The sequence below is a fragment of the Candidatus Wallbacteria bacterium genome, from assembly GCA_028687545.1.
Lineage (GTDB): Bacteria > Muiribacteriota > JAQTZZ01 > JAQTZZ01 > JAQTZZ01 > JAQTZZ01.
The window spans coordinates 40,673-58,497 of the sequence record JAQTZZ010000007.1; the positions used below are offsets into that span (position 1 = coordinate 40,673).

At 48.2% G+C, this 17,825-nt stretch carries 5 protein-coding genes; 2 read left to right on the forward strand and 3 right to left on the reverse strand.

Going from position 1 to position 17,825, the window contains the following annotated elements; translation table 11 throughout:
• Positions 1-65 precede the first annotated feature (65 nt).
• The 3 genes from PHW04_04990 to PHW04_05000 form a co-directional block, all read right to left on the reverse strand.
• The gene (locus tag PHW04_04990) at positions 66-1,292 is read right to left on the reverse strand and encodes a glycosyltransferase family 4 protein (protein MDD2715231.1); all 1,227 of its coding nucleotides are present in this window, start codon (positions 1,290-1,292) and stop codon (positions 66-68) included.
• 77 nt (positions 1,293-1,369) lie between these two features.
• A complete protein-coding gene (locus tag PHW04_04995; protein MDD2715232.1) occupies positions 1,370-4,702 on the reverse strand; it encodes a PolC-type DNA polymerase III in 3,333 nt (1,110 codons plus the stop codon).
• Positions 4,703-4,711: 9 nt separating this feature from the next.
• Positions 4,712-7,756 (reverse strand): 3'-5' exonuclease, encoded by a 3,045-nt coding sequence (locus tag PHW04_05000; protein MDD2715233.1) that lies wholly within the window; start codon positions 7,754-7,756, stop codon positions 4,712-4,714.
• Between the two features lie 183 nt (positions 7,757-7,939).
• Between PHW04_05000 and PHW04_05005 the strand changes: the two genes are divergently transcribed.
• Both PHW04_05005 and PHW04_05010 read left to right on the forward strand, forming a co-directional pair.
• Positions 7,940-8,092 carry a hypothetical protein gene (locus tag PHW04_05005; GenBank protein MDD2715234.1) on the forward strand — a complete coding sequence of 51 codons (153 nt, stop codon included), beginning with the start codon at positions 7,940-7,942 and terminating at the stop codon, positions 8,090-8,092.
• Positions 8,093-8,264: 172 nt separating this feature from the next.
• Entirely contained in the window at positions 8,265-17,720 is a 9,456-nt protein-coding gene (locus PHW04_05010; protein ID MDD2715235.1) for an Ig-like domain-containing protein, read from the forward strand.
• Positions 17,721-17,825 lie beyond the last annotated feature (105 nt).

Consider the following 17,825-nt stretch of genomic DNA (forward strand, 5'->3'; position numbering starts at 1 on the left):
CCTGTTCATGAATTGAAGTTTGTCTGTTGGTAAGTTAGTAAGTTGTTATGTAGGAAAAATTCATTTTACTGATGTCTTTTTTTCATGATCCGCTCGAAAAGCCGCAGGTACCTTCGTCCCAGGGCTTCACGACTGTATTTCTGTTCTACGTAGGCACGGCCTTTCCGGCCCATCACAGCCAGCTCTTCCCTGTGATGATAATAATAGTGAAGCCTTCCGGCCAGTTGATCGGCTCTTCCAAAACCCAGCGCCTCGCCTCCCCCGGATTTCTCGAAATAACTTCTTGTCTCGCCGTCCAACAGTGCCAGAACCGGTTTTCCCGCTCCGTTTGCTTCATAAATTTTCGACGGCAGAGCTCCTGAAAAAAGCGGGAGATCCTTCAGTGCAAGCACTAAAGTGTCGGCAACAGACAGAAGTCCGTCCATTTCCTCCATGGGAACAGGCGGTACCACAATCACGTTTGAGAGTTTAAAAGCCAGAGCCCTGATCTCCTCAAACCTTGCCCCTCCGCCGACCAGCAGAAACTTCAGATCAGGCAGCTTGAATTCCAGCCTGCTGGCCGCTTCAATAATCAGTTCCAGCGGATGAGCGAGTCCAAAAGTCCCGGCATACAATGCAATAAAATCCGTGCTGGTAAGCCCGAATCTATCAAGAGTCAGGCTGCATTTATCAGCTCGCACTGTGATCCGGTCGAGGTCCACACCGTTTGGGATGAATGCGAGCCTCTTGAATCCTCTGCGCTTGAGATTCCGGTGAATCCCCTTTGTAACAGCCACAATAGCGGCAGAGCGGTGGTAGATGAATTCCTCGATCCATTCAAGCATCTTCAAGCAGCTCTCATTCTTCAAAGCCCCGAGTTCCCTGATGCTGTCGGGCCAGAGATCAGATACGTGAAACACCATCCGCGATTTTTTGAAGATTCGGGCGAACACCCCGGTCAGGCCCAGAAACAGCGGCGGTGATTCCACGATCAGCAGGTCAAGCTGCGGCGAAAAAACTAGTGCTATGCTTGAACTTAGCATGAACGAAAGATGGGATGCCAGTCGATCAAAGATCCCGGGATCCGTTCGGAAATGGGAATAACTGCGGATTATTCTGATTCCGTTGATTTCATTTTTGAATAAAATCTGATCATACTTCCCTTTCAACCTGCCATCCGGGTAATTCGGAAATGTAGTGAACACTGTCACTGAATGCCCGTTTTTTACGAAAAAATCAGCAAGTTCGGACAGTCTGCGCTGGGGAGCGCCAACTTCCGGGGGGTAATACATGGTTAGAATGCCGATTTTCATAATCAATAACCAACGTAATGTAGTGATCTTCCCACTTCCAGCGCATAACTATCAGGGCAAGTGTAACTTGCCAGCTGCTAAAAGAAACACAATTGCTCAGTCTCAGGCAGATCACGGAAGACATGAGCCTTTTTCAAGTGTTCGATCACGGTATTGTTGAGCTTGGCCCTGATCTGCAAGTCTTCCACAGAACTGAACGGTTTTTCCTTCTTGGCTTCGACGATATTGATCGCAGCCTGAGATCCGACCCCATCCAGGGCTGAAAACGGGCAGGTCAGACCTTCATTCCTGACGATAAACTGGTTCGAATCCGATGACTCCAGGGAAATCGGCAGGAAATCGAAACCTCGCTCACACATCTCAAAAGCCACTTCCAGGATCCCCGACAAATCCTCGTATCGTTTGGTTTTTTCTTCCTTGGAAAGAGTGCTGATATAATTGATTTTTTTCCTGATCCCCTCACGACCGCAGATCACACTCTCATAATCAAAAACGTCCGGCCTGATCGAAAAATAAGTGGAATAAAAAGCCAGCGGATGATGGACTTTGTAATAGGCGATCCGGAACGAGGCTACCGCGTAAGCCACCGCGTGAGCCTTGGGGAAAAGATACTTGATTTTCCTGCAGGACTCTATGTACCACTCAGGAACGCCATTTTCCTGCATTAATGCAATCTGTTCCGGCTTAAGTTTGTTGAATTTACCCTTTCTTACAAATTCCATGATCTCGAACGCTGTCTTTTCAGGAAGTTTCATTGAAACCAGATATTTCAGAATGTCGTCCCTCATGGTGATTACACTGGAAAATTCCTTGCCCTTTTCCACCAGGTTTTTAGCATTGTTGAGCCAGACATCCGTGCCGTGGGTAAGTCCGCAGACCCTGACAATGTCGCCGAAATTCTTGACCTTGACGTCTTCCAGCACCTGGCGTACGAATGAAGTGCCGAATTCCGGGACTCCCAGAGTCTTCACGTCCTGAAAAAGTTTCAGAGTTTCCCTGTCGTCAAGAGGGATCTGATCTGCTTTAAGACCGGTGGTTTCCTCTAGCATCTTGATGATCGTGGGATTGTCGTGCCCCAACAGGTCCAGCTTAACCAGCTGCTTATCCATCACATGATAATCGAAATGAGTGGTGATCACTTGCTTGCCCTTGTCATCAGCGGGATGCTGCACAGGGCAGAAATCGAAAATCTCCTTGTCTTCCGGAAGCACGATGATTCCACCTGGATGCTGGCCGGTGGTACGTTTGATGCCTACGCATTCATTGATCAGTCTCCTGACCTCAGCCTTACGCAGCGGGATCCCCTTTTCCCGGACATATTTATCGATACAGGCTTTGACTGCCTTGTCCTGGAATGTGTTGATAGTGCCTGCTTTGAAACTCTTATTGGCTCCGAAGAGGCTTTCCGTGTAACGATGGACCTCTGCCTGAATCTCCCCTGAAAAGTTCAGGTCTATATCAGGCACTTTGTCGCCCTCGAAGCCCAGAAAGACTTCGAAAGGAATCAGAAAGCCTTCCTTTTGACACCTCACCCCGCATTTCGGGCAATTCCTGTCAGGCAGATCTGCTCCACATTCAACTGCGATTCCATGCTCAAAGTCGGAATATCCACAATCCATGCATAAATAATGCGGGGGCAGCGGGTTGACTTCAGTGATGTCGGCCATCGCTGCAACGAAAGAGCTTCCGACAGACCCCCTTGAACCAACCTGATAGCCTCTGTTAACTGAAAATTTCACTATCTTATGTGCAATGTAATACAGATCGGAAAATCCATGTTTGCAGATGGGTGTCAATTCTTTTTCCAGACGCTTTGCCACGATCTCTGGAAGCTTATCGCCATAACGCATCCTGGCATTTTCATAGACTATCTTTTTCAACTCCTCCTCTGCATTGGCGATCTTTGGCGGGTAGAAACCCTTGGGGATCGGGGCAATCTCCTCGATCTGCGCCGCGATCAATGCAGGATTGACAATCACTGCCAGTCTGGACATTTCTTCACCCAGGTAATTGAATTCAGCGAGCATTTCGTCTGTAGTGCGGAAAAATAACCCGGCTTGATTGGAGGATTCTTCATATCCCTGAGTAAATTGTATGATTTCACGGTTGATCGCATCATGGGGGTGGATGTAATGGGAATCTCCGGTCGCCACGCAGAGCTTTCCCGTATCCAGCGCCAGCTGGAAGAATGCCTGATTCATCCTTTCCAGGTCTTGTTCAGAGTGCAGCTTGCCTTCCCGTATCAGAAACAAATTGTTGGATTTGGGCATGATTTCCAGAAAATCGTAGAATCCTGCAATTGAGCGGAGGCGATCGGTATTTTCCGGGCTTTCCAGATAAGCTCTGGTCAATTCTCCGGCTTCGCAGGCCGTACCCAGGAGCAGCCCCTCACGGTGAGAGAGCAGCAGGCTCTTCCTGATGCGCGGTTTCTTGTAGAAATCGTCAAGATGGGAGTAAGAAACCAGTTTATAAATATTTTTCAGGCCGGTCCTGTTCTTGACCAGGATATTGATATGATTACGCCTGGCGCTTTTCAGGTCGCTCTTCTTGTCTGAATCGTCGATCAGATAACCTTCCATGCCGAAAATCGGCTTGAGTCCCGCCTCCCTAGCTTTTTCGTAAAAATCAGGATAACCCTGTACAACCCCATGATCAGTGAGAGCAATGGCCTTGTGCCCGAATTCCCTGGCAGTGGCAACAATTTCTCCAATGTCGCTCATGCCGTCCATCGCGGACAGCTTGCTGTGCATATGCAGCTCAACCCTTTTTTCCGGGGCAGTATCCACCCTCTTCGCGGGTTCGGAAGCTTCGATCCTCTGCGCCAGGATTACCTGCTCCTGTTCAAATTTGTCGAATTCCACCTTGCCGCGCACCATTACGAAATCGCCCTTTTCACTCGAAAAATTATCCTTCTTGAATGTTTTCACGCAAATGGAATCGGTAAAATCATAGACATCCAACTTTATGAAACTGGTACCGCTCTTAGTCTCGATCTTTTCAATCTGAGTTATCTCCCCGTAAATCGTGACCTGCTTGCCTTCAAAATCAGCGAGTTCGGAGATCATTATCGCCCGTTGAGAAGAGGAATTTTTTTTCTGCTGGGGGGTTGCTTTCTCTGCCGTAGGTTTGACGGTCGGAAACGAAGGTGTTTCTTTCTTCCGATATGAGAGCCTGACCTCCTTATAACCCGGGAAAATCTCGGCGAGTGCCTTTTTCAGAAACAATTCTGCCTGATTGGAAATGTTGTCCTGCAGGTTCAGCCGGAAAGTAAGCAAAGATTCGTCCGAATCATAAGTGATGAATTCGATCGAGCATTTCCTGAGATTGTCCTCAGGGGTTTCAGGTTGAAACTTTTCCAGGGCTTTATCGAAACATTCAGTGTGCGTCGGTTTCAAATTATAAACAGGCATCTAATAAACTCACATCTTCTGCAGCGGCGCGTATTTCATCATCAGTTTTTTCTGACCTTCGTTCTCAAACTCGATCGTCAGCATGGCTTCTTCACCTGACCCGTCGATCTGAGTGATCACGCCGCGACCCCACATCCTGTGAGATACCATGTCTCCGATCTGAACCCCGGCTTTAATGTTTTTCTTACCGGCGTCAGCCACTGCTTTTCTGGTATCTGCGGACTGTTCTTCTTTTTCCTCCGTAAAAATCTTGCCCAGACACTTGGAGAGGAAAGGTGTCAATTTTCCACTGCTCTGCTCCCCAGGGAGCCTGCGATAGGAAGCGTAACTGAGAAAAATCCGCTCCCTCCCACAAGCCAGAGCTCTCAGGAACAGATCCATTTCTCTTTTACTTTCCTGGGAAAGCCTGTAGGGTGTAATCCCGTCTTCAAGCCCGGGCAGGAAAAGCACCGGAAAATTCAATTGGTGGACTATCGAATAATCAGTAAGCAGGATCGCATTTTCCTCGCAATAATCATCAAGCGGATTCTGGATCACTAGGTAATCCAGAAAATCGATCAGACTACGATCGGCATGGCCTTCAAAAAAGGCGCGCATTTTTTCAGGGAACAGTTTGACATTGCTGATCGCATCAAAGGACTTGTTGCTGTTGACTTTGGAGATCTCACTGATCACATCACTCTTTTTGATCATTACATCAACAAACTCGGTCGGGGAAAATTTTCCTGAATCCACGATCAGTTCCTCAATCAGGTCCCTGAAACCTTCGACCTGTTTCACGAATCTGAGGGGAAATTCTTTCAGCTGCAGCACGGCTTTCAGAGAGTCATAAAAAGACGAGCCGGTTTTCTTCATGTTTTCTTCGATCAGGTCAATGGTCCGTTCCCCGATTCCACGCCGTGGTACATTAATGATGCGCTTCAGGCTGAGATCATCTTCAGTATTGAAAATCACACGCAAATATGAGATGAGATCCTTGATTTCTTTATAGATATAATAATTTTCGCTGCTGATGATCCGGTGGGGAATGCCTTTCTTATTGAATTGTTCCGCGAAAACGTCAGCCTGGCGGGGCAGGCGGTAGAGAATCCCGAAATCTGCATAAGCCCGGCCTTCTTTGAAAATAATGGCCTGGATCTTGTCGATGATATAATTTACTTCACCATGCTCGTCGTGGGCATTATAAAGAACGATTCTGGATTGAGGTTCGGATTCCTCAGTCTGGGAAGATATCATTTTTTCCTCTCGGAATTCATTTGCAAAAGACAGTATCTGCGGATTGTTCCTGTAATTCCTGGTAAGCTTCCGGGTTTTCAGATTTGGAAAATCCTTTATAAGGGCATTCAGGGAGTTGAACTGCCCCTTGAATCCCGCAGGAGAAGAATTATGGACCACAATTCCTTCCACCACGAAATTTCTATAATCAGGAAGGTTCAGGTCAAATACTTCACCGTTGTATTCCATCCAGTCCACTGATGCAACGGTATCTTCTTTGATCCTGTCCCCGCATACTACCGGGATCCACATGCCGGATTGGACATGGCTTGCCGGCATGAACTGGAACGGGGCTCCGTCTGTGGCCTTGATCAGTTTGAGGGTTTCCAGGGTTTCGATTGAACTGAGCGTTGCGCCGAACTTCAAGGCATCCTCGAATTTCTTCTTTTCAGTCTGGACATACCAGTTTTCACCCTTGGATTTGATGGGCTTAAGATCGCGATCGAAAATCTTGGGATCAGCGTTCAGTTTAAGCAGATGCTGATGCCAGCGTTCCTTGAATTCACCGCCGAAAAAAATCATTTTCAGATGCTTGCCGTCAGGACCCTGTAATGCATAATGGGGATAAGAATCATAGAGGAAAAAGTCCCGTTTGAGGCGTTCCACTTTCTGATCCAGTTCCAGGGCTTCCTTAAATTTGAGAACCTCGCTTGATTTCAACCGCTGCACTGTCGAAAAAAACGGGATCCCGTAAAGGCAGGAAAGATATTGTTGATAATAAAGGGCTTTGGAGGAATCCCGGAAAGTCCTTAAAATCCAGATTCTGACTATGGCTTCTTTTTTTTTGGAATGGTTGCGTTCAAAATCGTGTTCAAGCAATGAAAGCCAGCTGCCGTTTTTGTCCCTGACCAGAGCGACTCTATATCCTTCACCCTCGCTCATGCGGGCAAACATTAGATGGTTCGGGGTTACCACAACCTCTCTGCCGCCTTTGGTAGAAATTCTGATTACCAGTCCCTGATAATTCTTCTTCTCTATTTCCTCGACTCGTCCCTCGCTGATCTTGCCGAATCCGGCAGCGCATTTGAGCCGCTCACCTTTACGGGCTTCAGTAATGGAGATGTCTTTTCTGGCTGTGGAAAGTCTGCTGCCTGCTGTAATGCAATATTCCCCGTCTGTAGTGACCCAGATTTTTTTGCCGTCTGCGATTGTTTTGAACAGTTCGTATTCGGCAGGTGTCAGTAATTCCAGTCCGTCCAGGATCAGGAATTCCTTTTCCAGGAAAAAATCATCCAGCTTCTTCTTTTCAGAATGATAGGCGTCATAGATCAGTTTTTCCGGTACAGAGATGCTCAGTTTGCTGAGTTTTTCTTCAAATTCCTGCCTGATTTTCTGAAATTCCTCGTCTTTTGAGATATCACCACCACTCTGGTAAAAGTTCAACCAGTTTGAGAGAAATTCTTCACGTTTCTTTTCGTTCAGTTTGAGCAGCAGTTCCGAATTTTCGCAGAGATCTGCATAACCGTAAACCGTACCTTTTTTTCCGCTCAGGAACCGGTAAAAATCAATTGCCAAAGCTGAAATGGTGGAAAATTTGATCCTGGAGAGTGAAGAAGCGAGAAAGAGTTCCATTTCCTCTTTAAGGCAGCGGATCGAAAACAGGTCAGGGGCAATCACCAGGATTTTCTCAGGAGCAATTTTCCTTGATTCGATCAGGTGGATTATTTTATAGATGAGAGATCTGGTTTTTCCGGCTCCTGCACCTGCAGAAACTGCAATGTCATCTTCGAGTACGCAACTCTTCTGATCATCTTCAAGGTAATCCAGAAACTTATACATAGAGCCTCTTACAAAAGAATCAATCTGCAGATAAATTTACTAAAACGCCACCAGATAGTCAAGAAAATCGGCAATTCCCCTGTATGTTGCCTGAAATTTCTTTGGTAGTCGGGTGCAGTAAAATTAAATCCAGATGTTCCGATAAAATACTAAAGAGTCTTAGATTTACTTTTGGAGGATTACGTGTCGCAAAAAAAGAACTTTGACCCGGCCCTGCTTAATAAACTGTTGCGCGAAATCGCGGTCGGCCAGAAAAAAAACTGTTCGGTCTGCGGCAAGGAAGCTCTTCCTCACTGGAAATTCTGTCCAAATGACGGAGAAATCCTCAAACCCTGATCTGAAATTTCATTGAAAATCAGCCCGTCTGTGTCTGGAAGGTCTGATTTTTCATTTTTCTTCATAAAATTTGTCTCGAATAGTTTTCAGATTGATTCTTGATCATTGTTTAGATTATCCTTAATCAGATTACCTTAATCATTATTTTAAAATTTATTTTTTGGGAGGCGAAATGCAGGCCAGGACAAATATTAAAATCGCATCGATCATCTTTTCTTTTCTGATCCTGATCTCGCTGATAATTTACGGCTGTGGCGGAGGCGGTGGCGGTGGCATTCTAAGCGACCTGGTATCAACCACTCCTCAGATAGAAGTTCCGGTCAAAATCAACCTTGAATTTACCCAGGCTTCATACCTCAAAAACGGAGCAAGCCAGAAAACTCCGGTAAATCTAGCCAAAATAATCCTGATTTTCTGGCATCTTTCTCCTGTCACTGGAGAAGTAAGCGCAGAACAGTTTGATCCTACTCTCTCTCCCTCAGCTTATTACGGAAAAAAGATGAGAAACGGGGATTACCTGATGACGTTCGGAGGGTTCGCTGATTTCAATTACAGCCTGCACAGCGGTGAAGTGAAAGTACTGGCAGGAAACAGCTATACCCTGTTCGCAATCGCCCTGGACGACCAGAATCAGCCTCAGTATTGCGGACTGAAGGGGAAAATCAACGTGCTTCCCGGTACTGTCAATGACTCAGGCACCACAAACCTCTATCAGGGCAACAGTTTCGCCACCACACAGCTCGCTGAGGCTGGTATAGACTATGGTTTCAACCAGAGTTCAGTGCTCGGCACATCCGATAAAGTCACTTTGCATCAGCCGCAATTTATCGCACTGCTGGCCACTCTGCCTGAACAGAGTCTTTACCCGGCAGACAGTCTGGATCTCTCTTCAACCCGCGTGATCGGAGTTTTCGACGACTACGGCACAGTGGAGATCATGAATTTCAACTGGAGCGTTAAATCAGGCGGAGGCAGCATTGCGAACAATTTATATACTGCTCCTGATTCTCCAGGCACAGTTGTCCTGACATTGTCGGCTGACCTGGCAGGCACTATCTGCAGCCTGGACCTGACGCTGCATGTGCTGGCACCAGTCCCGCCCAGCGGCAACTGGCGGCTTGCTTACAATCTGCTGTCCGGTCCATCTTCCGAGATCTGCCTCAGCAGCTCTGACGGACTGCAGCAGACGCAGCTGACCTCAAATTCCTGGATCGACGGATTCCCATCCTTCTCCCCTGACGGAAACAAACTGATCTTCCAGAGTAACCGCAATCTGGATGGTCAGATTTTCAAAATGTATATCGACGGTACTCTTGTGACTGCCCTCACCTCAGGGTCTGACGACGGACAGCCTGTTTATTCCCCTGACGGATCTAAAATCGCCTTTGTCAGAAAAACTGCAGGGATCGGCGAAATCTTTCTGATGGACTCTGACGGAGGAAATCAAGTGAATCTGACCGGCAATCCGGCAGACGACGAATATCCTGGATTCTCTACTGACGGGCAGAAATTAGTATTCAGCTCAAACCGGGATGGAAACAATGAAATCTATCTGATGCGGAATGACGGCAGCGCAGTGACCAGGCTGACCGACAATTCAGCATCAGAGATTGAGCCGCGCTTTTCAGTTGACGGCAAGATTGTATTTGTCAGTAACCGCAGCGGGAACAATGAGATCTATCTGATGCACGGGGACGGGACTCAGCTCACGCGTCTGACCAATAATGCTGCTGACGACAGAAACCCCAGCTTTTCGCCTGACGGGACTCTGGTCGCATTTACAAGCGACCGCTCTGGAGCCGACAACATTTTCATCATGCACTCGGACGGCACCAGCCCTCAGCGCTTCATAAGCAGCTCCAGCGCCGGCAGCAGCCCTGTCTTCGGCACAATCGGACAGCCATTTCTTTCCTATATCTCACTTTCATCCACCAGTGAAACCGTTTTTCCTGATGCAGTGATCGACCTCTCCCAGATCACTGTCAGCGCCCATTATTCAAACGGCAGCTCTGCCACCGCATCAGGTATTTCCTATACTCTGTCAGGCAGCGGTCAGCTGTCAGGATCCACCTACACTGCAACTGCAGTCTCAGGGACAGCGGAAATCACCTTTATCAGTACTGACGGCGATATCACAAGAACTGCTCCTTTCATGATCAATATTGTTCAGACTCCGCTGAACCTGACTGTCACACTTCCCAAAACCACTCTGCTGCCAGCCGAAACTCTCAGCCTTCCTGCTTCAGGCGAAGTAGTGTATGACAGCGGCAGGACCATTGAAGCAGGCCTGAGCTGGGCGGTCAAGGCAGGGCCGGGCAGCCTGGCAGGTCTGATCTATACTGCCGCAGCCTATCCCTGCACAGCTGAAATTACTGCTGCCTGTGTAACAGACACAATTACACTGACCAGGAATTTTGTGCTGACAGTATCGGCCTGGCCGGTTCATCTGCTGACAGTCAATCTCATTCCTGTAGAAGCGGTGACTGCAGGAGCCCAATGGAGCCTGGACAGCGGAAACACATGGAAATCAAGCGGAACCACAGCTGAAATTGCCGAAACCTCGACCTATGAAATCTCTTTCAAAAACATAACAGGCTATGCGACTCCAGCGAATCTGCTCAAAACCATGGGAAATTCGGATACAGTGGAAACAGTGAACTATCTGCCTGTCTATCGTGTGCTGACAGTCAACCTCATTCCTGGTTCTGCAATCGCAGCCGGCGCGCAATGGAGCCTGGATTCAGGTACTACCTGGCGGAACAGCGGCGCTACAGCCGAGATTCAGCAGGCCTCAAGCTATGAAATCACCTTCAAACCGGCAGCAAATTTCAACACGCCACCAGTGATCACTGGCGTAATGAGCGGCAGCGATGAGGTGAAAACAGGGGATTATGCAGCGATTTACCATATCCTGACTGTCAATCTCTCCACTGCCGGGGCCGTATCTGCCGGCGCACAGTGGAGCCTGGACAGCGGCACAACATGGAAAAACAGCGGTTCAACCCTGGAAATCCAACAGGGTACTAGTTATGAAATCACCTTCAAACAGATTGCAAATTTCAATACTCCTTCTGCGATCACAGGCGCAATCGCCAGCGATGAAGTGAAAACCGGGGATTATGCGGCGATTTACCATGTTCTGACAGTCAATCTCTCCCCTGTCGGGGCTGTCACTGCCGGTGCACAGTGGAGCGCTGATAGTGGTACTACTTGGAAAAATACTGGAGCTACAGTTGAAATTCAGCAGGCCTCAAGTTATGAAATCACCTTCAAAACAGTCCCGAATTTCAATCCACCTCAGTCAATTACTGGCGCGATGAGCGGCAGCGATGAGATAAAGACAGGGGACTATTCTGCGATCTTACATGTTCTGACAATAAATCTGTCACCTGCAGGTGCTGTTGCAGCAGGTTCTCAATGGAGCTCAGATGGCGGGGCGACCTGGAAAAACACAGGAACTACAATTGAAATCCAGCAGGGTTCAAGCTATACCATCGAATGCAAAACTCTCTCCAACTGGACCAGGCCAGGGGTTTATTCTGCGATCATGCCTGGAGCTGACAGTATCGAGATCCGATCTTACTCAGCTATTTACGGTGCTTCCTGGAGCATGGCTGTCGCTGCAGCACCCTGGGATAGCCGTGGAGCCCATACAAGCTTAAATTACAACGGGAAAATGTGGGTGATCGGTGGCGGAGGCACATCGGATAAAAATGATGTCTGGTCATCCACTGATGCAATCTCCTGGGTCCAGATCGCGACTTCTTCAGACTGGAGCCCAAGATGCGCACATGCAAGTGTTGTTTTCAATAATAAAATGTGGGTTCTGGGTGGCTGGGAAAGCGGAACTACCGCTAAAAACGATGTCTGGTATTCGGCAAACGGCAGCAGCTGGACACAGGCTGCGACTGCTGGATGGAGCGCCAGATGGGGTCATTCATGCCTGGTATATCAGGGCAAAATGTGGGTGATCGGTGGTTACGACGGCAGTCTCAATCACAATGATGTCTGGTGTTCTGTAGACGGGGCCAGCTGGGATCTTGTTACAGCCAGCGCAGGTTTCAGCGCCAGAAACAATCATTCCAGCATTGTTTACGATAATAAGATGTGGGTAATCGGCGGCAGCGGTTCCGGTAATTTAAACGACGTTTGGTGCTCCACTGACGGCAAATCGTGGACTCTGGTCACTTCAGGAGCTGCCTGGACTCCAAGATGGGGTCAAGCAGGTTTTGCTTTTGACAACAAGTTATGGATCTGTGGCGGTTACGCCACCAGCGGTTTGAACGATATCTGGTATTCCATTGACGGCGCAAGCTGGACCCAAACAACTGCTGCAGCTGAATGGAGTGCACGGCAGGACCTTCCCTGCATCGTTTTCTATGACAGAACATGGGTGATCGGAGGCAGCAACGGCTCTGCTGTTACAAAAGATGTCTGGTACAGCGAAACCACTGCTCTGGATTTTCCGGTCAATCTGCCGCTCGCGCAGAAGTCGCAGACTATCGAAGTCAATTCAATCCTGACACTGCCTTCCACTGCTGAGATCCAGTATAATGATGGATCATTCCTCGTTCAGAACATCAGCTGGAGCAATCCTTCACTCAAGGGAACGCTGTCAGGCAACAGCTACAAAGCCCCGGGAACTACTGATACCATTGAACTGCAGGCCAGTTACACTGAAAACCTGGTCACTCTCAACACGACTATGGAAATCAAGGTTGTCAGCCAGGGTTCGCTTTGGCATCAGGCTGCAGCAACCGCGGAATTTCCTGCTCGATCTGATCATGCAAGCCTTGCCTATGACAGCAAAATGTGGGTGATCGGAGGAAATGATAACGAGTATAAAAATGATGTCTGGTATTCAACTGACGGTGCAAATTGGACTCAGAAACAAACTACCAATGATTTTTCTGCTCGTTCTAATCATTCGTGCCTGGTCTTTCAGAATAAAATGTGGGTGATCGGTGGCAGCTATGGGGCTGGCTGTTTTTACAACGATGTCTGGTGCTCAGAAGATGGCGCAGATTGGACTCTGACGTCAGAATCCGCAGCATTCCCCGCACGCGGCAGCCACTCAAGCCTGGTCTTTGACAATAAAATGTGGGTGATCGGCGGTCAGGATTACTCCAGCCCCATGAAGGATATCTGGTTTTCCGCGGATGGAATTAACTGGTCCCAGGCAGCAGATCCACCTTTTACAGCAAGATTTGGTCATTCCAGCATAGTCTATGACAACAAAATGTGGGTGGTCGGAGGGAAAGATATCAACGGCTGTTTGCATGATGCCTGGTATTCGACTGACGGGGAAAACTGGACCTGCGCCACAACAAGTGCAAATTTTTCTGCAAGAAACAAGCATTCCAGCATGATTTACGATAATAAAATGTGGGTGATCGGTGGCAGTTCATCAGCGGGTATGCCTGCCTCCCCATCCGGGCCAGTTTCTATGGACATGTCTGGGAATTCTTCCAACAATGAAGCCTGGTATTCCACGGATGGAGTGAATTGGATACAGGCTACAGCGAATGCGGATTTTTCCGCCAGAGACTGCCATGCAAGTATAGTTTACAACAGTAAAATGTGGGTGATCGGAGGGAAAGATATCAACGGCTATTTAAATGATGTCTGGTACTCAGGCAATGGCACAGCAATGGTCACACCAGTGAATCTTGCCCTGTCCACCCGCGAAGCCACGATCGAGCTTAATACTTCCTATACTCTGCCTTCCACTACTGAAGTCTATTACAATGACGGTTCATGCACTGTTCATGACATCATCTGGAGCAAAGTTTCAGGCAGCGGCAGCTATGCCAGCAATGTTTACACAGCTTCAGAAACCACAGGGGAAGCGGTACTTTCCGCAACTTATTCCACTCTCACTTCGACAATGGAAATCCGGGTCGTAGGCCAGGGTGCAGTCTGGCATCGGGCAATAGAAAGTGCAGATTTTTCCCCGCGTGTATCTCATTCCAGCATGGTTTTCCAAAACGAAATGTGGGTGATTGGCGGACAGATAGCTGAAGACCCATATTTAGTAAATGACGTCTATTCCTCGGCAGACGGAAAAGTCTGGAATCTCCATACACCAGGAGGCAGTATTTTTTCCGAACGTTACTGTCACACCAGCCTTGTCTATGATGATAAGATGTGGGTGATAGGTGGCGCCTGGGATGGTTATTTGAACGATGTCTGGTGTTCCCCGGATGGCGCAAGCTGGACTCAAGTGCCACCTGCCGGAGATGGTTTTTCTGCGCGTGGCAGCCACTCAAGCCTTGTCTATGACAACAAAATGTGGGTGATCGGTGGTATTGGCGACGGTTACTTGAACGATGTCTGGTACTCAACAGATGGCGCAAACTGGGTTCAGTTGCAGCCTGTCGGAAATGGTTTTTCTGCCCGTAGCAGCCACTCAAGTCTTGTCTATGACAACAAAATGTGGGTAATCGGAGGATATTGCTACGGTGAAGGCGGAGCTTATTATAATGATGTCTGGTATTCAACCGATGGGGCAAACTGGGTTCAAGCTACGGACAATGCTGCATTTTCCCCTCGCTGCGCCCAGACCAGCTTTGTCTATGATGATAAGATGTGGGTGATAGGCGGCTGTGATGAATCCAATTGCTTTAACGATATCTGGTATTCCACTGATGGAGTGAATTGGGTTCAAGCCACTGCCAGTGCGGATTTTACACCTAGGAGCTTGCATACCGGTTTCGTCTATGAAAATAAAATGTGGTTGATTGCAGGGCAGGATGACAACGGTGATTATCTTCAGGATGTCTGGTACTCAGACAGCGGCACTGTAGAAGTCACGCCTCTTTACATGACGCTGAATCTGGTTACTCTTGAAACTTATGCAGGCTGTACCAGCAATCTTGCTTCGATTTCCGCCACAATCTACGATTCCAATGGGACCAGCTCTGAAACAGGCAGCTTGAGTTTTGCGGCAGAGGTAGGAAACGTCACTACCGGCATCTACACTGCACCGAATCCGGCAGTGGACACGATCGAGGTCAGCTACACCGGAAACGGCAAAACAATCACCGCGCATCTGCTGGTTCGCCAGCTCTGTTCAGATTGGATACAGGCAACCGCAGGCGCAGCATTTTCTAAGCGGCAAGCTCATTCCAGTCTGGTATTCAATAACAAGATGTGGGTGATCGGCGGGACATTGATGGTAGATGGGATGGTCAGCAGCCCAAAGAACGATGTCTGGTCTTCCACTGATGGAACTGCCTGGACTGAAGTCAAAACAAATTATCCTGGAGCAGGTTTTTCCGCCAGAGGTTATCATTCCAGCGTAGTATTCAACAATCTGATGTGGCTGATCGGCGGTATGGAACAATATAACTACAAGAAAAATGATGTCTGGTATTCTGCAGATGGCTGCACCTGGACATCCGCTACTGCAACAGCGGGCTTCTCAGCACGTGCATTCCATGCTTCCCTTGTTTTTGACAATAAAATTTGGGTGATCGGCGGAAATGATGGGGAAATCGATAAAAATGATGTCTGGTACTCGGCTGACGGAATAAATTGGACACAGGCAACAGGGAATGCTGATTTTTCCGCCAGAAGCTATCATTCCAGCATAGTTTATGACAACAGAATGTGGGTGATCGGTGGATATTCCGGAGAAACCGGGGATCTGCATGATGTCTGGTATTCGACAAACGGCATCAACTGGACACAGGCTACAGCCAGCGCAGCCTGGAGCGCCAGAAGCTGCCTTGCCAGCCTGGTTTACGACAATAATATTTGGGAAGTCGCAGGAGTAACGGACGGGGCCCAGAAAAACGATGTCTGGCATTCTATCAATGGAGTGGATTGGGTTCAGGCTACTGCCTATGCCGCTTTCCCCCCAAGAGACACTCATACGAGCCTTGTGTTTGACAACAAAATGTGGGTAATCGCAGGAGATTCCAGCGGCGAGAAAAATGACGTCTGGTATTCGGAACTGTCCGGTGCTGCGAAAACACCGGTGAATCTGGCTCTATCCACCCATGAAGCAACGATTGAGGTCAGTACTTCCTATACTCTGCCTTCCACTACCGAAGTCTATTATAATGATGGAACCTCTGTTGTCCGGAACATCACCTGGACCAAAACTTCCGGCAGCGGCAGTTTGGTGGGCAATCTCTATACAGCTCCAGGTGCTGTTGAAGAAGCGGTTTTCACAACCACTCACACCGAAGGAGCGGTTACGCTCAATGGGACCATAGAAATCAATGTGGTCGTTTACACGCTGACAGTCAACCTGACGCCGGATCTGGCCGTTACGCAAGGTGCGCAATGGCGACTGGCCGGCGAAGGATCCTGGCGCAACAGCGGCACGAGCGCGCCGGTTTCGGGAGGATTTCCTGCCACCATCGAGTGCAAAGCGACTACCAACTGGAACACCCCGGCAACCAAGGAGATAACAATGCCTTTAGGTGACAGCGTGGAGAGCATGGCATTTTCTGCGATTTACGGAGCAGTCTACACTTGCGAAACTTCTGCAACCGGTTCATACGCCGTTGACCACCAGAGTTTAGTTTACAATAACAAAATGTGGGTGATCGCGGGATTTGACAACAGTAGCTATACAAACAATGTTTGGTCATCATCAGATGGTAAAACCTGGACTTTAGTCACTTCAAACGCGGCATTTTCTAAACGCATATCTCATACCAGCTTAGTGTTTGACAATAAAATGTGGGTCATAGGTGGCGTGACTGCGCCAAATAATGATGCTAGTAACGATGTCTGGTATTCAGTTGATGGAGCAACCTGGACTCAGGCGACTGCGAGTGCTGCTTTTGCAGCCAGATCTGGACACACCAGCGTGGTGTTTGATAATAAAATGTGGGTCATCGGGGGATATTATCTGAGTTACCATAACGATGCCTGGTACACAGTTGATGGAATCACTTGGACCAAGGCCACGACCAGCGCTAAACTTATACGAACAAACCACCAGAGCCTTGTTTACAACAACAAAATGTGGGTTATCGGTGGCAGCAACGATTCTGCTGTTTGGAATGATGTTTACTACTCGACAGACGGTGTCACCTGGACTCAGGCCACTGCCAGCGCTTCATTTTCTCCAAGATGTCAACATTCTAGTATTGTGCTGGACAACAAAATGTGGATAATCGGGGGAATCGCCGATACTTGGTCAGGTCCCTATAAAAACGATATCTGGTTCTCCACTGATGGCTCAAACTGGACTGAGGCTACGCCAACAGCTGCTTTTCCGATACGGGCCGGACATACCAGTCTTGCATTCAATAACAAAATCTGGGTGATCTGCGGCGGTGGAACTACGGGTAATAACCGCAAAAATGATGCCTGGTCATCTTACACCAATGGTGAAGTCACACCAATTTACATGGAAACCAGCCCGAAGACACTCGAAGTTCAGGCCAGCACGGGCTATGATTGCGGGGTTAATCTGCACAAATACGTGTTCTACTCAAGCAACAGCTCCAGCGAAGTGTCAGCAGTGAGTTACGCCGCAGTGCGTGGCAGCTTTGCCGTCAATACTTACAATGCTCCGGGAACTCCAGGAGTCGATACGATCGAAATTACATATATTGAGGGAGGCAAGACTATCACGACACATGTGAGCGTGACGAACAGTCCGTGAAGGGGAATTGGACATTTAATTAGTATTTCTTTATCATGAATATTAATTATTATGAAAAGCGGGGAAATATGAACAGAATATCCGGACAGAAATTGTTCCCATCAA

What these genes read in the sequence shown, in the direction of transcription:
- PHW04_04990 (MDD2715231.1), bottom strand. Translation starts at nt 1,292, where the DNA reads ATGAAAATCGGCATTCTAACCATGTATTACCCCCCGGAAGTTGGCGCT.
- PHW04_04995 (MDD2715232.1), bottom strand. Translation starts at nt 4,702, where the DNA reads ATGCCTGTTTATAATTTGAAACCGACGCACACTGAATGTTTCGATAAA.
- PHW04_05000 (MDD2715233.1), bottom strand. Translation starts at nt 7,756, where the DNA reads ATGTATAAGTTTCTGGATTACCTTGAAGATGATCAGAAGAGTTGCGTA.
- PHW04_05010 (MDD2715235.1), top strand. Translation starts at nt 8,265, where the DNA reads ATGCAGGCCAGGACAAATATTAAAATCGCATCGATCATCTTTTCTTTT.